This window comes from Neorhizobium galegae (assembly GCF_017877055.1).
Lineage (GTDB): Bacteria > Pseudomonadota > Alphaproteobacteria > Rhizobiales > Rhizobiaceae > Neorhizobium > Neorhizobium galegae_D.
The window spans coordinates 252,878-271,908 of record NZ_JAGIPG010000002.1 but is presented as its reverse complement, the minus strand read 5'-3'; the positions used below and the strand labels follow the sequence as shown (position 1 = coordinate 271,908).

Below are 19,031 nucleotides of genomic sequence, written 5' to 3'. Positions count from 1 at the left end.
TTTTTAACCTTGGGGCCGAACGACCAAACCCTTCCCGCATCTTTAATGGGATGCCGGTAATGGCCAGGAGAATGAACCATGTATGTTGCCGTCAAGGGTGGCGAGGCCGCCATCAACAACGCTCACCGGCTGCTGGCCGACCGGCGTCGGGGTGATCGCTCGCTTCCTTCCGTCACCATCGAGCAGATCGTCGAGCAGCTTGGCCTCGCCGTCGACCGCGTGATGGCCGAGGCCTCGCTCTATGACCGGGCGCTCGCAGCACTCGCCGTCCGCCAGGCGCGCGGCGATATGATCGAGGCGATCTTCCTGCTGCGCGCCTATCGCACCACGCTGCCGCGCTTCGGCTCCTCCGTCCCGGTCGATACGGCGGGCATGAAGGTCGAGCGGCGCGTTTCAGCGACCTACAAGGACCTGCCGGGCGGCCAGCTTCTCGGGCCGACCTTCGACTATACCCACCGCCTGCTCGACCCTTCGCTGCTGACCGACCCACCGGTCGACGAACCGGAGCGCCGCAGCACGCCGGAAGAACACATCATGCGGGTTTCCGACATTCTTGCCCATGAGGGTCTGATCGAGGCGGATGGCGAATTTTCCGAAGACCATCAGGCCGGCGACCTTACCCGCGAGCCGTTGGAATTTCCGATGAGCCGGGATCTGCGCCTGCAGGCGCTCGCCCGCGGCGACGAGGGTTTCCTGCTGGCGCTCGGCTACTCCACCCAGCGCGGTTACGGCGGCAACCATCCCTTTGTCGGCGAAATCCGTATCGGGGAGGTGGAAGTCGAGATCGAAGTTGCAGAACTCGGCTTTGCCGTCTCGCTCGGCCGTATCCGCGTCACCGAATGCCAGATGGTCAACCAGTTCAAGGGTTCCTCCAAGGCGCCGCCGCAGTTCACCCGCGGTTACGGCCTGGTCTTCGGCCAGAGCGAGCGCAAGGCGATGTCGATGTCGCTGGTCGACCGGGCGCTGCGTGCCGAGGAACTCGGCGAGGACATTACCGCGCCGGCGCAGGACGAGGAATTCGTGATCTCGCATTCGGACAACGTGCAGGCGACCGGTTTCGTCGAGCACCTGAAGCTGCCGCATTACGTCGATTTCCAGGCGGAACTCGCATTGGTACGCAAGATGCGTCTGGACATCGAGGCTGCCCGCAAGGGTGACAGGGGCGAGCTTCAGGAGGCAGCAGAATGATTGCCGCCGAGGCGTCCTACGCCAAGGGACGCAGTTCAGTCACCGCCGCCCCCTCCGCCATCGCAGGCGCCGCCTGCGCTGGCGCTGCTGCAGCCATCAGCGGTGCCGCCGACATAACCGGCATCCCCGGTGCTGCCGCCAGCCGCGGCGCGTCTGCGTGGTTTGATGACATAGAAGGGCAAAATGATCCCGAAGGCGATGAAAGCCGCAAATACGGCAACGCCGAGCAATCCGTTCGAAGTGATGGCGTCCATGACAGCCTTTCCTTCTAGTTGGTTCATGCAGTCACAGGATACTCCAAGATGACGGACCTCGCCACTTACAACTTCGCCTATCTCGACGAGCAGACGAAGCGGATGATCCGCCGCGCGATCTTGAAAGCGATCGCCATCCCCGGTTACCAGGTACCCTTCGCGTCGCGCGAAATGCCGATGCCCTATGGCTGGGGAACCGGTGGCGTGCAGGTGACAGCTGCGATCATCGGCCCGCAGGACGTGCTGAAGGTGATCGACCAGGGCGCCGACGATACGACCAATGCGGTCTCGATCCGCGCCTTCTTCCAGAAGGTCGCCAATGTCGCCGTCACGACCCATACGAAGGACGCGACAATCATCCAGACCCGCCACCGGATTCCGGAACACAAGCTCGCCGAGGACCAGATCCTCGTCTACCAGGTGCCGATCCCGGAACCGTTGCGTTTCCTCGAGCCGCGCGAGACCGAGACCCGCAAGATGCATGCGCTGGAAGAATACGGCCTCATGCATGTGAAGCTTTACGAGGACATCGCCCGTAACGGCCGCATCTCGAAGACCTATGCCTATCCGGTCAAGGTCGCGGGCCGCTACGTGATGGACCCGTCGCCGACACCAAAGTTCGACAACCCGAAAATGCACCGGTCGGAAGCGCTGCAACTTTTCGGTGCGGGCCGCGAGAAGCGCATCTACGCAGTGCCGCCCCATACGGACGTCGTCAGCCTCGACTTCGAGGATTACCCCTTCGAGATCCAGACCTTCGACAAGCCCTGCGCGCTCTGCGGCGCCGAGAACGTCTATCTCGACGAGGTGGTGCTCGACGACAAGGGCAGCCGCATGTTCGTCTGTTCGGATACCGACAATTGCGAGGACCGCCGCGAACACGGCCATGTCGGCGCCATGCTGGCGCCTGCCAAGGAGGCGGCTGAGTGATGGTGGTTGCGGCTTACCCCCCTCTGTCCTGCCGGACATCTCCCCCTTCTCACCTTCCGTCATCCCCGGGCTTGACCCGGGGATCCACACTCTTTTGCCTCAGCGGCTTTCCAAATTTCGACGCATGGAGAGCGATGGCCTGGATCCTCGGGTCAAGCCCGAGGATGACGGCGAAGGCGGTGGTGTCCGGAAGGACGGAGAGCAATAGACCCCACGCACTGACCTCCAAGGACTACGCTCAATGACCGACACCCCTCTCCTCAAAGTCAGCGGCGTCTCAAAGTTCTACGGCAGCCGGATCGGCTGCAAGGACGTGTCCTTCGAGCTGTGGCCGGGCGAAGTGCTCGCCATCGTCGGCGAATCCGGTTCCGGCAAGACGACGCTGCTCAACTGCCTGTCGACCCGGCTGATGCCGACCACCGGCAGTGTCGAATACCGGATGCGCGACGGCAATTTCCGCGATCTCTACCATATGAGCGAGGCCGAGCGCCGCTTCCTGATGCGCACCGACTGGGGCTTCGTGCACCAGAACCCGGCCGATGGCCTGCGCATGACGGTTTCCGCCGGCGCCAATGTCGGCGAGCGGCTGATGGCGGTCGGTGACCGGCATTACGGCAAGATCCGCGAGACGGCGAGCGACTGGCTGACCCGCGTCGAGATCGGCACCGACCGCATCGACGACCAGCCCCGCGCCTTTTCCGGCGGCATGCGCCAGCGACTACAAATTGCCCGCAATCTGGTCACCGGCCCGCGCCTGGTGTTCATGGACGAGCCGACCGGCGGCCTCGACGTCTCGGTGCAGGCTCGCCTGCTCGATCTGGTGCGCGGCCTCGTCAACGATCTTGGCCTGTCGGCGATCGTCGTCACCCACGACCTCGCGGTCGCCCGCCTCCTGTCGCACCGGATGATGGTAATGAAGGACGGCCACGTGATCGAGCACGGGCTGACCGACCGCGTGCTCGACGACCCCCGCGAGCCCTATACGCAATTGCTCGTCTCATCGATCCTGCAGGTCTGAGGAGAATACCGATGGCCACCCCTCTCGTCGTTTCCGAAGTCTTCAAGAGCTTCACCATGCATCTGCGCGACGGCATCAAGCTGCCGGTCGTCAACGATGTGAGTTTTTCCGTCGCAAGCGGCGAATGCGTCGTGCTCGGCGGCCCGTCTGGCATCGGCAAGAGCTCGATCCTCAAGATGCTCTACGGCAATTACGCGGTCGATGCCGGGCAGATCCTCGTCGACCACAAGGACCGGCTCGTTGACATCGCACGCGCCGATCCGCGCACCGTGCTCGACGTGCGCCGGCATACGCTCGGTTACGTCAGCCAGTTCCTGCGCACCGTGCCGCGTGTCTCCGCGCTCGACGTGGTCGCCGAACCACTGGTCGCCCGCGGCATTGCCGCTGCGGAAGCCCGCGACAAGGCGGCCGAGCTTCTGGCCCAGCTCAACCTGCCGCAGGAGCTCTGGGCCCTGCCGCCCGCCACGTTTTCGGGGGGCGAACAGCAGCGCGTCAACATCGCCCGCGGCTTCATCACCAGCCATCGCATCCTGCTCCTCGACGAGCCGACCGCGTCGCTCGACGCGACCAACCGGCGCGTCGTGGTGGACATGATCGCTGACAAGAAGCGGGAAGGCGTCGCCCTTCTCGGCATCTTCCATGACGAGGAAGTGCGCGAGGCCGTGGCTGATCGCGTTCTCGACGTTTCCCAGTTTTCTCCCCGAAAGGCAGTCGCAGCATGAGCGTCAAGGTAGGCCTCGAGCCCGCAATCCACGAGACGGCGAACGTCAGCAATTCCACGCTCGGCCCGTATACGGAAGTTTCCGAGCGCTGCCGCATCAGCGAGGCCGAGATCGGCGCTTATTCCTACATCATGCAGGATGGTTCGATCTGGTGTGCGACGATCGGCAAGTTCGTCAACATGGCGGCCTCGGTACGCATCAACGCCACCAACCACCCGACCTGGCGGGCGACGCTGCACCACTTCACCTATCGCGCCGCCAGCTACTGGGACGATGCCGAGGACGAAAAGAGCTTTTTCGAATGGCGGCGCGAGCATCGTGTCACGATCGGCCATGACGTCTGGATCGGCCATGGCGCCACCGTGCTGCCGGGCGTCACCGTCGGCAACGGTGCGGTGATCGGCGCCGGCGCGGTCGTCTCCAAGGACGTTGCGCCCTATACGATCGTCGGTGGCGTGCCGGCAAAGCTCATCCGCGAGCGTTTTACGAAAGCGGTCGGCGAAGCGATGGACCGGCTTGCCTGGTGGGATTGGGACCACCTGAAACTGAGGGCTGCTCTCGATGATTTCCGGGTACTTTCGGCCGAAGAATTCGTGTCGCGTCACAGCAGGTAACGGAAGCGCGGCAGGCGTTTTCGGAATATAATAAAACCGACATAAATCCGACATTCAGACTTCATCAACCATCGCTATCGAGCTCTCAGAAAAAAAGCTGAATTGGCGAGAGAGCATGAAGTTCGAATTGAGGGACATCACCCGCCGTTTCGGCGATCGTATCGCGGTGAGCGCCGTGAACGTCGAGATTCCCCAGGGCCAGATGGTCGGCATCATCGGCCGTTCCGGCGCCGGCAAGTCGACCCTGCTGCGCATGATCAACCGCCTGCAGGAGCCGAGTTCCGGCTCCATCTATTTCAACGGCGCCGAAGTCTCCTCCCTCAAGGGCAAGGCGTTGCGCAACTGGCAGCGCGACTGCGCCATGATCTTCCAGCAGTTCAACTTGGTGCCGCGCCTCGACGTGATGACCAACGTGCTGCTCGGCCGCCTCAATCACCGCTCGACGACGATGAGCCTCTTGAAGATCTTCAGCCGCGACGAGCGCGTCATGGCGATGGCGGCCCTCGAACGGCTCGGCATCGAACAGACGGCGCTGCAGGCGGCCGGGACGCTCTCCGGCGGCCAGCAGCAGCGCGTCGCGATCGCCCGTGCCCTGGTGCAGGCACCTAAAATGATGCTCGCCGATGAGCCGATCGCCTCGCTCGATCCGTTGAACGCCAAGATCGTCATGGATGCGCTGCGCGACATCAACGAGCGCGAAGGCATTACGGTGATCACCAATCTGCATACGCTCGATACGGCCCGCAGCTATTGCGAGCGGATCATCGGCATGGCGGGCGGCCGCGTCGTTTTCGACGGCCCGCCGCAGGAACTCAATGCCAACGCCGTGCGCGAGATCTACGGCTCCGACAAGGATGGAGCTGGGATCGACGAGACCATGACGTCGACCAGCCTTGCTTCCACCCGCCGTGGCGGGGCTGCGGTCGCGATCGACACATCCGGCATGGCGACGGAAGCCGCCGCCATGCGCTGAGCCATTTCCGGCAGCCGCGACGCGGCCGGAAGACTGACGCCCTTTCCGGGTTGACCACCCCAATCACCAAAGGAGACTTCCATGTCTGCATTCCGCAAGATCCTGATGGCGACGATCGCCATTGCTGCCGTCGCCGGCCAGGCCCACGCCCAGAGCGCACCGGTTCTGCGCATCGGTCTCGACGGCGGCGAAAACGAAGCCGACCAGGTCCGCCGCACCGAATGCGTCAAGCCGGGCCTGATCGCCGCGACCGGCGCTTCGGACGTCAAGCTGTTCCCGTCGCCGAACTATAACGGCGTCATCCAGGGCCTGCTCGGCGGCACGATCGACCTCGCCGTCATGGGTGCTGCTTCCTACGCAGCGATCTACATCAAGGACCCGAACGCCGTTACCCCGGTCCTCACCACCAAGCAGGCCGACGGTTCTACCGGCTACTACTCGATCATGGTCGCCCGCAAGGATTCGGGCATCAAGACGCTCGCCGATGCCAAGGGCAAGAAGATCGGCTTCGCCGATCCGGACTCGACCTCCGGCTACCTCGTCCCGAACGTCGCCCTGCCGAAGGATGTCGGCATGCCGGTCAAGCAGTACTTCTCCGAAACCGGCTTCGGCGGCGGCCATGAGAACCTCGTTCTCGGCGTTCTCGACAAGAAGTTCGACGTCGGCACCACCTTCGGTTCGGCCGTTGGTGACTGGGCACAGGGCTACTCGTCCGGCAACCTGCACATCATGGTCTCCAAGGGCCTGCTCGACATGGACGACATCGTCCAGGTCTGGAAGTCGCCGCTCATCCCGAACGGCCCGCTGATGGTTTCCAACAAGCTTTCCGACGACATGAAGAAGAAGGTGACCGCCTTCTTTGCCGAGCTGCCGAAGAAGGACAAGGCCTGCTTCGAGAGCTTCACGGGCGGCGGCTACGTCGATTGGGCACCGGTCGATCAGAAGTTCTACCAGACCATCATCGACGCTCGTAAGGCTGTCATCGGCGGCTGATCCAACGTCTGATCAATATCCTGCGGCGGCATCATGACGATGCCGCCGCTCGTTCAACAAGGATGCCCAGAATGGCGCATATGGCCGAACCCGCTCAGTTCAGCGGGCTGCAGGAAAGCTCCCGCACCATCCTCGACCATTACCAGAGCCAGGTGCGGACGCGGCGGATCTATACCGTCGTTTCCATCGTCGTTTTCCTGATCGTGCTCGGTGCGTCGCTGGACTTCGCCAACGAAGCGAATTCCGGCAAGTTCTTCGAACGCCTTCCCTATTTCTTCGACTTCCTGAAAAGCTTCGTGCCGAACAGCCCGCTGGAAATCTTCCGCGCCATGTTCGATCTGCCGTCTCCCTATTCGGACGGATCGATCAAGTTCGATTACACGAGTGATCGCGTCTGGATCACCGACAGTTTCTACATTCCGAACTTCTTCTACCAATTGGCGATCACCATCAACATCGCCATCGTTTCGACCATCCTCGGCGCCACGGGCGCCTTCCTTCTGTGCTTCTTCGCCTCCACCAATCTCGTCGGCGCCGGTCTCACGCGCTGGGTGGTGCGGCGCGTCATGGAAATCCTGCGCGCCTTTCCGGAAATCGTCGTCGCCGGCCTGCTGGCCGCAATCCTGTCGATCGGTCCGATCGCGGCGATCATTGCCGTGTCGGTCCACACCATCGGGGCGCTCGGAAAGCTGTTCTTCGAAGTGGTCGAGAATGCCGACATGAAGCCGGACGAGGGCCTGCAGGCCGCAGGCGCCAGCTGGCTGGAGCGCGTCCGCTTCGCGATCCTGCCGCAGGTCCTGCCGAATTTCGTCTCCTACACGCTGCTACGCACCGAGATCAACGTGCGCGCCTCGACCATTATCGGCGCTGTCGGCGGCGGCGGCATCGGGGAGGTGTTCAGCCTGTCGATCGGCCGCGACCACGCCGCAAAGACCTATGCGATCATCATCCTTCTCCTGGTCACCGTCATCTGCGTCGACCAGTTCTCGGCCTGGCTGCGCCGCCGGCTGATCGGCAAGCAATCGTTCGAATTCGGCCGGGGAGCTGCCTGATGTCCAATCTCGCCGTCAATGCCGCCGATCGCGAACGCCTGCTCGCCGCCTATCCGGAAGTCTTTCACCGCAGCTTCATGCAGCGCTGGGGCCTGGTGATCGCGGCCGTCGCGGTCACCGTCTACCTCGCGTTCTGCTTCTCCTTCTTCAAGGTCATCCCGACCTTCGTCAACGGCAACTGGGATCGCGCGGCGATCTACCTCCAGGACTGGTATTCTTGGCGCGCGCAGCCCCGCCTGCGCTTCCAGAACGGTCAGGTCATGCCGCAATGGACGAGCCGCCGGCAATATCCCGAGGGCGCGGCGATCGACTGGTTGAGGCCGACCTCGAACGGCGGCTACACGGTGCTCTTCGGCGGTGAAAACCGGCTCGAAGTGACCCCGAGCCAGGTCGATGTCTATATCGACGGCAAGCTCTACCCCGTGGCGATCAAAGGGGACCGGGCGGTCCTGCCGGCCGGTGCGCCGGCGCGGATGGTGCAGGACGACAACAAGGTCAATATCCGGTTCGGCTTTGCCGGTCAGGCGGAAATCCGCAACAGCCAGGTCTATGTGCAGCGGCGTTTCCTCGGCTGGGCGAATTTCTTCTTCGACACGCAATCGCCCTTCTGGGGCCGCAGCGTCACCAGCGTCGCCGGGCTGATGCTCTTCGGCGAGCGGCTCGACCCGGCCCAGTCTAATGCCTCGCTGGCGCTCGACAACTTTCTCAACAACGGCAGCTGGCAGCATGGCGATATTCTCTCCAAGCTGATGCAGACGCTGGTCATGGCCTTCGTCGGCACGCTGTTTGCCACCTTCATCGCCTTCCCGCTCGCCTTCGTCGCTGCCCGCAACATCACCACGAGCCGGCCGGTCAACTGGGGCATGAAACGCTTTTTCGACTTCCTGCGCTCGATCGACATGCTGATCTGGGCCCTGTTCTTCACCCGCGCCTTCGGTCCCGGACCGCTGCCGGGGATCGCCGCGATCTTCTTCACGGATACCGGCGCGCTCGGCAAGGTCTATTCGGAGGCGCTGGAGAATGTCGACGACAAGCAGCGCGAGGGCGTCAAGTCGGTGGGTGCGGCCCCGGTCATCGTGCAGCGTTACGGCGTCGTGCCGCAGGTCCTGCCGATCTTCATCTCGCAATCGCTGTATTTCTGGGAGTCCAACACCCGTTCGGCAACCGCGATCGGTGCTGTCGGCGCGGGCGGTATCGGCCTCAAGCTGCTCGAATCCATGAAGACTAACGCGGATTGGGACAAGGTCGCCTACATGGTCCTCCTGATCCTTCTGGTGGTCTTCGTCTTCGACAATCTCTCCAACGCGCTGCGTTCGCGCGTGATGGGCAAAAAGGGCCACTGACAGGCCGGATTATCATCATTCTGTCATGGAAATCTTTTAGCCGAGGGTCCTGTTTCGCGGGCCGGCGGACGGTTAAAGTCGGCCGGCCTTCTCCTGATTCCGGAATCCCGTTTTGCGCTACGCTCTCTATTTTTCGCCCGCTGAAAACCATCCGCTGACGAAGGCTGCAGCCCGTTGGCTCGGCCGTGACGCGTTTACGGCCGAGACGTTTCCAACGCCCGATGTCGAGGGCCTGCCGCGCGACACCGTCCACGAGCTGACCGCCGATCCGCGCCGCTACGCCTTTCACGCCACGCTCAAGGCGCCGTTCGAACTGCATCCGGACCGGACGGAAGCCGAGCTGATCAGGGCCGCCGAACGCTTTGCCGCAGAGACGCCGGTCTTCGACATCCCGAACGTCATCGTCGGCCAGCTCGGGCGGTTCTTCGCGCTGGTGCCCGATACGATTTACCCCGAGCTCCAGCATTACGCCGGACGCGTCGTCGAAGAGTTCGAACATTTTCGCGCACCGCTGTCGGAGGCCGATATCGCGCGGCGTAAACCTGATATGCTAAGCTCGGCCCAGCGCGCCAATCTCGACCGCTGGGGTTATCCCTATGTCATGGACGAGTTCCGCTTCCACATGACATTGACCGGGCAGGTTCCGCCCGAGCATGCGCCCATCATGCGCCGCGAGCTCGACCGCCGCTTTGCCGATTTCGCCAACACCCCGCTGACCGTCGATGGGCTCGCCATCTTCGTGGAGCCCGAGCGCGGCGCACCCTTCATCGCCCATCGCTGGCTTCCCCTGGCGTCCGCCTTCGAAAACAGAAAGACTGCATCATGACCGCCGAACTCGTGCTTACCAATGCCCGCATCGTGCTCGAGGACAGCGTGATCTCCGGTTCCGTCCAGATCCGGAACGGCAAGATCACCGATATCTCGGAAGGCACGGTCCATACCGGCGAGGATTTCGAAGGCGACTATCTGATTCCCGGCCTGGTCGAGCTTCACACCGACCATCTGGAACAGCATTATTCGCCGCGTCCGGGCGTGCGTTGGAACACCACGGCGGCGATCCAGGCCCATGACGCGCAGATTGCCACGTCCGGCATCACCACCGTCTTCGACTGCCTGCGCATGGGTGCCGACGAGGACGGCGGCTTTGCCCATGGCGAAATGCGCGCCATGGCGGATGCGATTGCCGCGGCCGGCGCCTATGGTCGCCTGCGCTCCGAACACTTTTTGCACCTGCGCTGCGAGGTCTCCGCCGACAATTGCATGGAGCATTTCGTCGATTTCGAGAACGATCCGCATGTCCGGCTCGTCTCGCTGATGGATCATGCGCCGGGCCAGCGGCAGTTCCAGACGATGGATCAGTACACGCTGTATTATCAGAAAAAGCGCGGTCTCAGCGACGAGGCTTTCGCGGCCTTCGTGGCTAAACGCCAGGGAGAGTCGGAACGCAACTCGACGCCGCACCGTGCAGCGATCTCGAAGGTCTGCGCCGAGCGTGGCATTACGGTCGCAAGCCATGACGACGCGACGCTCTCCCATGTGGACGAGGCGATCGACAACGGTGTGCGGCTGGCGGAGTTCCCGACCAGCTTCGATGCCGCCAAGGCCTCGCACGGAGCAGGCATGAGCGTGCTGATGGGTGCTCCGAACATCGTTCGCGGCAAGTCGCATTCCGGCAATATCGCCGCCCGCGATCTCGCTGAACGCGGCGTGCTCGATGTGCTCTCTTCCGATTACGTACCGCTCAGCCTGCTGCATGCGCCGTTCGTGCTTGCCGCAGAGGTGGAGAGCATCTCGCTTCCGAAAGCGCTCGCCATGGTCACCTCGACACCTGCCCGCACCGTCAGCCTCGACGACCGGGGCCGGATCGCAACGGGTCTGCGCGCCGATATCGTCCGCGTCCACCATGAAGAGGGGGTTCCCGTCTCGCGCGCCGTCTGGCGGGAAGGCCGGCGGGTCGCCTGATGGACGCCAAGCCGACAGCAACGGAACAGCCGCGAAGCGGCTGCATGGTCGCGGTGGTCGGCCCGAGCGGGGCCGGCAAGGACACGCTGATGGCCTATGCCGCCCGATATTTCGAGGGGCGCGATGACGTCGTCTTCGCACGGCGGATTATCACCCGCGATGCCGCGGCCGGCGGCGAGGACCACGAAGGTGTTTCCGAAGCGGAATTCGCGGCGCTGGAAAAGGAGGGCCGCTTTGCGGTCTCCTGGGGTGCCCATGGCCTGCGATACGGCATACCTGTCGAGACGAAAGAGGCCGTGGCAAAAGGCCGGCTGGTCATCGCCAATGGCTCACGTTCAGCACTTGCCCGGTTCAAGGATGCTTATCCGTCGCTGGTGGTCATCAACGTCACCGCCAGCCTGGACGTGCTCGCGGCCCGGCTCGAAGCACGCGGACGGGAAACGCGCGAGGAAATACTTCGGCGTCTCGAACGCAGCTCGCTTGCCGTGGCCGGCGATTACCATGTGTTGACGATCGACAATAGCGGATCGCTCGAAGATGCCGGCAAGGCCCTGGTCGAGGCCCTCAACGGTTGCTTTACGAGCCACCAGATTAGGTAACGAAAAACGTTCGATCGTTCTTTAAAGTCTCTGAGTCGGCTCTATGTGCTTTTCCTTATATTAGGAAGGGAAAAATCATGAGTCGGAGCAAGCCGCGCGAGGGGCAACGTCCCGATGGGGCAATGGCCGTCGATCTGGAAGCGCGCGTCGTTGTTCTCGAAATCGTCTCCATGACGGCATTGGCGCTTGCCATGGACACGTCCGAAAACGCGGATGTCGAACACGCCCGCGGAATCAGCAATCTCGTTCTCGAAGCCGTGCACCAGCGTTGTCACGAGATGAATATGCCCGAAGACGCGCGGCTCACCGCCTGCACCTATGCCGACGAGTTGCTTTCGACCGCACTTCTGTCTCTCTATCCGCAGGAACACTGAGCCTCACGCTCAATGCGCCTCGTCCCAATTGCTGGCGGCGCGAGCATCCACCTTCAGCGGCACCCGCATCGAGATCGCCGGCATGGCCGCATGTTCCATGGTCGAGATGATCACCGGCAAGGTCTGGTCGATCGCCTCGTCCTCGACCTCGAAGATCAGTTCGTCATGCACCTGAAGCAGCATGCGGGCTCTTCCGTTCAGTCCGGCCGCTTCGAGCGCCGGCTCCATCTTCGCCATGGCGCGGCGGATGATATCGGCGGCAGAACCCTGGATCGGCGCATTGATCGAGGCACGTTCGTTGAAGGCGCGCAGCGAGGGGTTGGAGGACTTGATATCCGGATAATGCGCCCGGCGGCCGAAGATCGTCTCGACGTAACCGTTCTCGCGGGCGAAGGTCTTGGTGCTTTCCATGTAATCGCGGATGCCCGGGAAGCGCTCGAAATATTTCTTGATGTAGTCGCCCGCTTCGGAGCGTTCGATCGACAGCTGGTTGGCCAGCCCGAAAGCCGAGATGCCGTAGATGATGCCGAAGTTAATCGCCTTGGCGCGGCGGCGCACTTCGCTCGGCATACCTTCGACCGGTACGCCGAACATTTCGGAGGCCGTCATCGCGTGGATGTCGATCCCGTCGGCAAAGGCCTGGCGGAGCTGCGGAATGTCGGCGACATGGGCGAGCACGCGCAGTTCGATCTGGCTGTAGTCGGCGGACAGAAGCTTGTGGCCGGGCGTCGAAATGAAGGCGGTGCGGATCTTGCGGCCTTCCGCCGTGCGCACCGGAATGTTCTGCAGGTTCGGCTCGGAGGAGGACAGGCGGCCGGTCGTCGTTGAGGCGAGCGCATAGGAGGTGTGCACCCGCTTGGTCTCGGGATGGACGTAACCCGGCAGCGCATCCGTGTAGGTGGATTTCAGCTTGGTGAGCTGGCGCCAGTCGACGATCTTGCGCGGCAGGGGATGGCCTTCGGCAGCCAAATCTTCCAGCACGCTGGCCGAGGTCGACCATTGGCCGGTCTTGGTCTTGGCGCCGCCCGGCAGGCCCATCTTGCCGAACAGGATGTCGCCGAGCTGTTTCGGCGAACCGATGGTGAACTTTTCCCCCGCCAGCTCGTAGATCTCGTCTTCGAAGGCGGCGGCCCGCTGGGCAAGCTCTCCCGAAAGCCTGGACAGGATCTGCCGGTCGATGGTGATGCCGCGCTCTTCCATGCGAGCCAGCACGGAGACCAGCGGCCGCTCCAGCCGCTCATAGATGCGCGTCAGCCCGGCAGCCGCCAGTTGCGGCTTCAGCACCATCCACAGGCGAAGCGTCACGTCGGCGTCCTCCGCCGCATAGGCGGTCGCCTTGTCGATATCGACGAAGTCGAACGTCACGCCGGCTTTGCCGCTGCCGGCGACTTCCTTGAAGGTGATCGGCTTGTGGTTCAGCCAGCGTTCCGACAGCGCGTCCATGCCGTGGCTCGCCTTGCCGGCCTCCAGCACATAGGACATCAGCATCGTATCGTCGTAACCCTCGACGGTGATGCCGTGGCGCCTCATCAGCAGGTAATCGAACTTCATATTCTGCGCCACTTTCAGGACCGATGGGTCCTCCAGCAGCTGTTTCAGCCGCGCCAGCGCCTCGCGGGTCGGGATCTGGTTTTCCGCCATCCCGCCGCCGAGCAGGTCGCCGACGCCGGTCTTGTGGATGAGCGGCACATAGGCCGCACGGACTTCGAGACCGGATGGGTTGGCCGTGTTGTCGGCAAGCGCCAGCGAAAAGCCGACCAGTTCCGCCTGCATCGGATCGAGCGAGGTGGTTTCCGTATCGAAGGCGACGAGACCGGTCTCCTGGGCCGCCCTGATCCAGTCGTCCAGAACCGTGAGATCGCGGATGGTCAGGTAGCAGCTCGGATCGAGCTTGGCATTGGCAAAGGCTTCGATGCGGGCCTTGGCAAATTCCGAAGGCGTGGCCTCGCCCGTGCCCTTGGCGACCGGGGCCTTGGCCGGATTGGCGGGCGCTTCTGCCGCTGCCTCGCCGGTGTCGACCGCTGCCGCACCGCCGGCATCAAGGTCCGGGCCGCGGGCGGCCTGACCCCATTCGACAATCACGACGGCAGGTTCGATGGCATCGGCATCGCAATTGCAGGCTGCCGCAACGCGGCGCGTCAGCGTGCCGAATTCCATGGTCTTCAGGAAACCGACCAGTTTCGGGCCGTCCTGCGGCTCCAGCACCAGCGCGTCGAGATCGAGGTCCAGGGGCACGTCGAGCCGCAGCGACACCAGCCGGCGCGAAAGGCGGGCCAGATCGGCATTGGCGACGATGTTCTCGCGGCGCTTCACCTGCTTGATCTCGCCGGCGCGGGCAAGCAGCGTGTCGAGATCGCCGAATTCCTCGAGAAGCTGGGCTGCCGTCTTCGGGCCGATGCCCGGAATGCCCGGCACATTGTCGACCGAATCGCCGACCATTGCCTGCAGGTCGATCATCTTTTCCGGCGGCACACCCCATTTCTCGATGACGTCGGGAATGCCGATCTGCTTGTCCTTCATGCTGTCGTACATATGGACGTTCGGCGTCACGAGCTGCATCAGGTCCTTGTCGGAAGAGACGATCGTGACGTCGGCGCCGGTCGCTTCCGCCTGGCGGGCGTAGGTCGCGATGATGTCGTCGGCCTCGAAACCTTCCGTCTCGATGCAGGGCAGGTTGAAGGCGCGGGTCGCCTGGCGGATCAGACCGAATTGCGGGACCAGCTCTTCCGGCGGCGCCGAGCGGTTCGCCTTGTAGGCATCGTAGAGTTCCTTGCGGAAGGTTTTGGCCGAATAGTCGAAGATGACGGCGAAATGGCTAGGCGTCACGCCGACCGACGTATCGCGCGCGTCGGTCAAGAGCTTCCACAGCATGTTGCAGAAACCGGAGACGGCGCCGACCGGCAGGCCGTCGGATTTGCGGGTGAGCGGCGGCAACGCGTGGAAGGCACGGAAAATGAAGCCGGAACCGTCGATAAGGAAAAGATGATCGCCTTTTTTCATGGCGCAAGGAATAGCGTGGGGCATTTGATCCGTCCACGAAAACTTCGCCGCCGCGAAGCCTCCCGCCCTCACCGGAACGTTACCGATTTGTAATATGCCTTTATCTTGAAAAGCCCGGTCCGGCCCCACATTTCATGGTTACCGGCGATTGATCACGCCGCAGTCTGGCAGCCGGCCTGTCCCCCGCCGAACCAGACCGGACAAAGGCCTATCCCCCTCTCCGGGCCTTTGTCCTTCCATCAGAACCGCCACGGCTGTCCCCTCCCTGCCGTGGCGGTTTTTTATTGCCCTTTCGCAGGAAAGACTTGTCATTTCCCCCGTCTTCGCACAGGCTTGGAGAAAGCATGGCGTGCGATATATCTGGCAGATACCGCTCGCAAACGGGCTCGTTCAGGGAGGGATGAAGACCAAGCCATGGGATTCGACCGCTCGCATTCGGCGACATACCTGGCGGGCCAACTCGCCAAAGGCTTTGCGCGCTCCTTGCAGAAGCGAGCCATGGTGCTTGGCTTTTCTCCCGGCCAGTTTCCCGTCCTGCTCGAACTCTGGCAGGAAGACGGCCTCACGCAGAAGCAACTCCTCGACAAGCTGGAGGTCGAGCAGGCGACGCTCGCCAACACGCTTGCCCGCATGGAGCGGGACGGCCTCATCCAGCGCACCCCCCATCCGAACGATCGTCGGGCACAGATCATCACGCTGACCTCGCTCGGCCGCGAGCTGGAAGTCCAGGCCGTCGAAGCGGCATCCGAAGCGGATGCAGCACTTTTTTCAGGCTTTCGCCGCTTCGAGCGCGAGCTGATGATCGAATACATGCGGATGATCGTCGAGAACGCCCGCAAGATCTAAAGCCAACGGCCTCCACTTCTTTGCCATTGTCTCCTCCGTGCCGGACTTGCTAACAAGGTCGGGCATTCGAAACGACGGGCCGCTTTTGCCTCCTGGCCTCGAGGTCCCGCATTTCAAAGACAGGATTTCCCATGACCGATCTTTCCTCCGTCCTCGACCGCGCCGACCAGAACCTTGCCGCAAGCCTCGATCGCCTGTTCGGCCTCGTCCGCATCAAGTCGATCTCCACCGACCCAGCCTTCAAGCCCGATTGCCGCAAGGCAGCGGAGTGGCTGGTGGCCGAACTGAAGGATCTCGGCTTCGACGCGTCGGTTCGCGATACGACCGGCCATCCGATGGTCGTCGGCCATCATCCAGGCGCCAGCACTGACGCGCCGCACGTGCTGTTCTACGGCCACTACGACGTCCAGCCGATCGATCCGATCGAGCTCTGGGAGGACGATCCCTTCGATCCCAAGGTCAAGGAACTCGCTGCCGGTCGCAAGGTGCTGACGGGCCGCGGCGTCGCCGACGACAAGGGACAGCTGATGACCTTCGTCGAAGCCTGCAGGGCCTACAAGGATGTCCATGGCTCGCTCCCGGTGCGCGTCACAATCCTCTTCGAAGGCGAGGAAGAATCCGGCTCTCCGTCGCTCACGCCCTTCCTCGACGCCAATGCCGCCGAACTTAAGGCCGATTACGCGCTCGTCTGCGATACCGGCATGTGGGACGCGGATACGCCGGCGATCACCGCGTCGCTGCGCGGCCTGGTCGGAGAGGAAATCATCGTCACCGCCGCCAACCGCGACCTTCATTCCGGCATGTACGGCGGCGCTGCGGCAAACCCGATCCAGATCTTGTCGAAAATCCTGGCCGGGCTGCATGACGATACCGGCCGCGTGACGCTCGAAGGCTTTTATGATGGCGTCGAGGAGACGCCGTCCAACATCAAGGCTGCCTGGGAAAGCCTGGTCAGCGGTCGCGACGATTTCCTTGGGGAAGTGGGCTTGTCGGAATTGGCCGGCGAAAAGGGCCGTTCGCTGCTCGAACTGCTCTGGGCGCGGCCGACCTGCGAATTCAACGGCATCAGCGGCGGTTACGAAGGCCAGGGCTTCAAGACCGTCATCGCCTCGAAGGCCTCGGCCAAAGTGTCCTGCCGTCTGGTTGGAGGCCAGGATCCGGAGAAGATCCGCGAGAGTTTTCGCGCCTATGTGCGCTCGAAGATCCCTGCCGATTGCTCGGTCGAGTTCCTGAAACATGGCGGTTCGCCGGCGATCCAGCTTGGTTATGATTCACCGGTGCTCACCAAGGCGAAGACGGCGCTTTCCGAGGAGTGGCCGAAGCCGGCTCTGGTTGTCGGCGTCGGAGGCTCGATCCCGATCGTCGGCGATTTCCAGAAGACGCTGGGCATGGAATCGCTGCTCGTCGGGTTCGGCCTCAGCGACGACCGCATCCACTCGCCGAACGAGAAATACGACCTGCGCTCCTTCCACAAGGGTATCCGCTCGTGGGCGCGCATCATCGCGGCCCTGGCGGACTGACCTTGGAAGGCCTGAAACGGAGAAGGGCCTGACGCGTCCCCGCGTCAGGCCCTTAAAAACAAAAAGGCCGGGCAAGCCCGACCTTTCCACTCCCATTCACTTGGTGCCAGTACATCCGTGGTCACTCGAAATGGGACAAGCATTTCCGACGCGGCCGCTCTTCGATCTTTTCAGATCACTGCGGCTCTAGCGGTCATCGTCCCCCGGTTAAGTAAACATCCCGTTAACGCGGATATGAAAACTGCCTCAGGACGGCACGGTCGCCCGTATTTGCCGTAACACGCATGCTCGCTGAAGCTTTTGGAGCCCCGACCATGCGGTGCGTCGAAAACGCTATTGACCGTTAAATGGGAGCTGCGGTTTCCGTTTACAAGGGGTTAATTAGAATCGCTCTAAACGGAGGGACCTTCGTTCCAAAAAGCAGAAAGGCCGGACGAGCCGGCCTTTCGCAAGTTCGACACTGAAGTCTTCAGCAGATCATGCGCCCTGGAGGCGGTCTGCGGAAACCTTGCCAGAACGCTTGTCGCTGACGAGTTCGTAAGAGATCTTCTGACCGTCCTTGAGCTGGCCGAGGCCAGCGCGCTCAACGGCGGAGATGTGAACGAAAACGTCCTGCGAACCGTCGTCAGGCTGAATGAAGCCGTAGCCCTTGGTTGCGTTGAACCACTTTACAGTACCGGTAGCCATAACGATGCCTTTCCCTTGCAAATATGACCGACTATTCCACGCTAAGGCGCTTGGAACGTTGAAGTTTCGTATTTGAAGAGAGATCGTCGCAAACGCCGCGAGGCGCATAGTGCTGGCTATCAAACAAATATCGATGGCGAACCAGATAATGGCTTCGCTCAAAAAGGTCAAGATCGGGAAAATTAAGGCTGGCCCGGAGAGGCAAAATTACCAGCAATTTCAATGGGCATAAAACAGAAAACCCGGCGCGGGAGGAGGTGCGCCGGGTTTCCGAAACTGACCAACAACTGGGAGGAGGAGGTGTTGTCGGTCCCATCGGGGGCGCTGGGAGGAGGAGTGCGCCCGTCGATGAGTTGAACATAAAGGAACCAAGCTTAAAAAACAGTCACAATATCGCAGTGCAGCATTGCAATGTCCGCATGGCTTCTTTGTCCTCTTGCGGGCGGCATCGTCCTGCGCCAGTTTGAGGGCATGAGCCTCGAATCCGTCCGCGCCTTCTTCGCCGCCAACGCCTCCGATATCCACGTGATCATTACCGCGGAAAGCTCGGCGACCGTGCCGCTTGCCGCTGCCGCCCACGGGGTGGCGCCCGAGCAGATTGCCAAGACGATCTGCGTACGCGCCGGCGACATTGCCCTGCTTGTGGTGATGTCAGGAACCCGCCGCCTGGATAACCGTAAATTCCGGGACTACTTCGGCGCCAAGCCGCGCATGCTCGGCGGTGACGAGGTGGCTGATATCACCGGCCATCCCATCGGCGGCGTGTGTCCGTTCGGGCTGTCCTCGCCGATGCCGATCTATTGCGATGTGTCGCTTCGGAAATTCGAGGCCGTCGTGCCTGCGGCCGGCGCCATCAATGCCGCCGTCCGCATCAGCCCCGACCGCATGGCGGACCTGACCGCAGCGACCTGGGTCGATGTCGGCCAGGATCCGGTCTAGACAGTCGTGCCGCCTTC

The 19,031-nt window shown here is 62.6% G+C and carries 19 protein-coding genes; 17 read left to right on the top strand and 2 right to left on the bottom strand.

The window, feature by feature from the left end; translation table 11 throughout:
- Positions 1–78 precede the first annotated feature (78 nt).
- From J2857_RS11565 to J2857_RS11500, 14 genes are all read left to right on the top strand, one after another.
- Entirely contained in the window at positions 79–1,188 is a 1,110-nt protein-coding gene (locus J2857_RS11565) for a carbon-phosphorus lyase complex subunit PhnI (protein ID WP_210010338.1), read from the top strand.
- Positions 1,185–1,460: a hypothetical protein gene (locus J2857_RS11560; protein ID WP_210010337.1), complete on the top strand. Its 276-nt coding sequence runs from the start codon at positions 1,185–1,187 to the stop codon at positions 1,458–1,460. The genes J2857_RS11565 and J2857_RS11560 overlap by 4 nt, the downstream gene beginning before the upstream one ends.
- Positions 1,461–1,490: 30 nt before the next feature.
- Entirely contained in the window at positions 1,491–2,372 is an 882-nt protein-coding gene (locus J2857_RS11555; RefSeq protein ID WP_210010336.1) for an alpha-D-ribose 1-methylphosphonate 5-phosphate C-P-lyase PhnJ, read from the top strand.
- 241 nt (positions 2,373–2,613) lie between these two features.
- The gene (phnK, locus tag J2857_RS11550; protein WP_007758030.1) at positions 2,614–3,390 is read left to right on the top strand and encodes a phosphonate C-P lyase system protein PhnK; all 777 of its coding nucleotides are present in this window, start codon (positions 2,614–2,616) and stop codon (positions 3,388–3,390) included.
- Positions 3,391–3,401: 11 nt separating this feature from the next.
- A complete protein-coding gene (phnL, locus tag J2857_RS11545) occupies positions 3,402–4,112 on the top strand; it encodes a phosphonate C-P lyase system protein PhnL (RefSeq protein WP_210010335.1) in 711 nt (236 codons plus the stop codon).
- Positions 4,109–4,726 (top strand): DapH/DapD/GlmU-related protein, encoded by a 618-nt coding sequence (locus J2857_RS11540; protein WP_210010334.1) that lies wholly within the window; start codon positions 4,109–4,111, stop codon positions 4,724–4,726. The genes phnL and J2857_RS11540 overlap by 4 nt, the downstream gene beginning before the upstream one ends.
- Positions 4,727–4,841: 115 nt before the next feature.
- Entirely contained in the window at positions 4,842–5,699 is an 858-nt protein-coding gene (phnC, locus tag J2857_RS11535) for a phosphonate ABC transporter ATP-binding protein (RefSeq protein WP_210010333.1), read from the top strand.
- 81 nt (positions 5,700–5,780) lie between these two features.
- Positions 5,781–6,692 carry a phosphonate ABC transporter substrate-binding protein gene (gene phnD / locus J2857_RS11530; protein ID WP_210010332.1) on the top strand — a complete coding sequence of 304 codons (912 nt, stop codon included), beginning with the start codon at positions 5,781–5,783 and terminating at the stop codon, positions 6,690–6,692.
- Between the two features lie 80 nt (positions 6,693–6,772).
- Complete coding sequence (gene phnE, locus J2857_RS11525; RefSeq protein ID WP_432420161.1) at positions 6,773–7,744, top strand: phosphonate ABC transporter, permease protein PhnE; 972 nt, start codon at positions 6,773–6,775, stop codon at positions 7,742–7,744.
- Complete coding sequence (phnE, locus tag J2857_RS11520) at positions 7,744–9,087, top strand: phosphonate ABC transporter, permease protein PhnE (RefSeq protein ID WP_210010330.1); 1,344 nt, start codon at positions 7,744–7,746, stop codon at positions 9,085–9,087. The genes phnE (J2857_RS11525) and phnE (J2857_RS11520) overlap by 1 nt, the downstream gene beginning before the upstream one ends.
- A gap of 112 nt (positions 9,088–9,199) precedes the next feature.
- Complete coding sequence (locus J2857_RS11515; protein ID WP_210010329.1) at positions 9,200–9,913, top strand: DUF1045 domain-containing protein; 714 nt, start codon at positions 9,200–9,202, stop codon at positions 9,911–9,913.
- Positions 9,910–11,049 (top strand): alpha-D-ribose 1-methylphosphonate 5-triphosphate diphosphatase, encoded by a 1,140-nt coding sequence (locus J2857_RS11510; protein WP_210010328.1) that lies wholly within the window; start codon positions 9,910–9,912, stop codon positions 11,047–11,049. The genes J2857_RS11515 and J2857_RS11510 overlap by 4 nt, the downstream gene beginning before the upstream one ends.
- A complete protein-coding gene (phnN, locus tag J2857_RS11505; protein ID WP_210010327.1) occupies positions 11,049–11,648 on the top strand; it encodes a phosphonate metabolism protein/1,5-bisphosphokinase (PRPP-forming) PhnN in 600 nt (199 codons plus the stop codon). The genes J2857_RS11510 and phnN overlap by 1 nt, the downstream gene beginning before the upstream one ends.
- Positions 11,649–11,725: 77 nt before the next feature.
- Positions 11,726–12,022: a hypothetical protein gene (locus J2857_RS11500; RefSeq protein WP_210010326.1), complete on the top strand. Its 297-nt coding sequence runs from the start codon at positions 11,726–11,728 to the stop codon at positions 12,020–12,022.
- 9 nt (positions 12,023–12,031) lie between these two features.
- Here J2857_RS11500 and polA read toward each other — a convergent pair whose 3' ends face one another.
- Positions 12,032–15,022 (bottom strand): DNA polymerase I, encoded by a 2,991-nt coding sequence (polA, locus tag J2857_RS11495; protein ID WP_210011648.1) that lies wholly within the window; start codon positions 15,020–15,022, stop codon positions 12,032–12,034.
- Positions 15,023–15,436: 414 nt separating this feature from the next.
- Here polA and J2857_RS11490 point away from each other — a divergent pair, with 414 nt between their 5' ends.
- Complete coding sequence (locus tag J2857_RS11490; RefSeq protein WP_046602923.1) at positions 15,437–15,868, top strand: MarR family winged helix-turn-helix transcriptional regulator; 432 nt, start codon at positions 15,437–15,439, stop codon at positions 15,866–15,868.
- 131 nt (positions 15,869–15,999) lie between these two features.
- Positions 16,000–17,388 (top strand): M20/M25/M40 family metallo-hydrolase, encoded by a 1,389-nt coding sequence (locus J2857_RS11485; protein WP_210010325.1) that lies wholly within the window; start codon positions 16,000–16,002, stop codon positions 17,386–17,388.
- 477 nt (positions 17,389–17,865) lie between these two features.
- Here J2857_RS11485 and J2857_RS11480 read toward each other — a convergent pair whose 3' ends face one another.
- Positions 17,866–18,075 carry a cold-shock protein gene (locus J2857_RS11480; protein ID WP_007754264.1) on the bottom strand — a complete coding sequence of 70 codons (210 nt, stop codon included), beginning with the start codon at positions 18,073–18,075 and terminating at the stop codon, positions 17,866–17,868.
- A 471-nt stretch (positions 18,076–18,546) separates the two neighbouring features.
- Here J2857_RS11480 and J2857_RS11475 point away from each other — a divergent pair, with 471 nt between their 5' ends.
- Positions 18,547–19,014, top strand: coding sequence for a YbaK/EbsC family protein (locus J2857_RS11475; protein WP_210011647.1), 468 nt, complete (start codon positions 18,547–18,549; stop codon positions 19,012–19,014).
- The last annotated feature ends 17 nt before the right edge of the window (positions 19,015–19,031 follow it).

What these genes read in the sequence shown, in the direction of transcription:
- polA (WP_210011648.1), bottom strand. Translation starts at nt 15,022, where the DNA reads ATGAAAAAAGGCGATCATCTTTTCCTTATCGACGGTTCCGGCTTCATT.
- phnK (WP_007758030.1), top strand. Translation starts at nt 2,614, where the DNA reads ATGACCGACACCCCTCTCCTCAAAGTCAGCGGCGTCTCAAAGTTCTAC.
- phnE (WP_210010330.1), top strand. Translation starts at nt 7,744, where the DNA reads ATGTCCAATCTCGCCGTCAATGCCGCCGATCGCGAACGCCTGCTCGCC.
- J2857_RS11500 (WP_210010326.1), top strand. Translation starts at nt 11,726, where the DNA reads ATGAGTCGGAGCAAGCCGCGCGAGGGGCAACGTCCCGATGGGGCAATG.
- phnD (WP_210010332.1), top strand. Translation starts at nt 5,781, where the DNA reads ATGTCTGCATTCCGCAAGATCCTGATGGCGACGATCGCCATTGCTGCC.
- J2857_RS11485 (WP_210010325.1), top strand. Translation starts at nt 16,000, where the DNA reads ATGACCGATCTTTCCTCCGTCCTCGACCGCGCCGACCAGAACCTTGCC.
- J2857_RS11490 (WP_046602923.1), top strand. Translation starts at nt 15,437, where the DNA reads ATGGGATTCGACCGCTCGCATTCGGCGACATACCTGGCGGGCCAACTC.
- J2857_RS11560 (WP_210010337.1), top strand. Translation starts at nt 1,185, where the DNA reads ATGATTGCCGCCGAGGCGTCCTACGCCAAGGGACGCAGTTCAGTCACC.
- J2857_RS11565 (WP_210010338.1), top strand. Translation starts at nt 79, where the DNA reads ATGTATGTTGCCGTCAAGGGTGGCGAGGCCGCCATCAACAACGCTCAC.
- phnN (WP_210010327.1), top strand. Translation starts at nt 11,049, where the DNA reads ATGGACGCCAAGCCGACAGCAACGGAACAGCCGCGAAGCGGCTGCATG.
- phnL (WP_210010335.1), top strand. Translation starts at nt 3,402, where the DNA reads ATGGCCACCCCTCTCGTCGTTTCCGAAGTCTTCAAGAGCTTCACCATG.
- J2857_RS11475 (WP_210011647.1), top strand. Translation starts at nt 18,547, where the DNA reads ATGAGCCTCGAATCCGTCCGCGCCTTCTTCGCCGCCAACGCCTCCGAT.
- J2857_RS11555 (WP_210010336.1), top strand. Translation starts at nt 1,491, where the DNA reads ATGACGGACCTCGCCACTTACAACTTCGCCTATCTCGACGAGCAGACG.
- phnC (WP_210010333.1), top strand. Translation starts at nt 4,842, where the DNA reads ATGAAGTTCGAATTGAGGGACATCACCCGCCGTTTCGGCGATCGTATC.
- J2857_RS11540 (WP_210010334.1), top strand. Translation starts at nt 4,109, where the DNA reads ATGAGCGTCAAGGTAGGCCTCGAGCCCGCAATCCACGAGACGGCGAAC.
- J2857_RS11480 (WP_007754264.1), bottom strand. Translation starts at nt 18,075, where the DNA reads ATGGCTACCGGTACTGTAAAGTGGTTCAACGCAACCAAGGGCTACGGC.
- phnE (WP_432420161.1), top strand. Translation starts at nt 6,773, where the DNA reads ATGGCCGAACCCGCTCAGTTCAGCGGGCTGCAGGAAAGCTCCCGCACC.
- J2857_RS11510 (WP_210010328.1), top strand. Translation starts at nt 9,910, where the DNA reads ATGACCGCCGAACTCGTGCTTACCAATGCCCGCATCGTGCTCGAGGAC.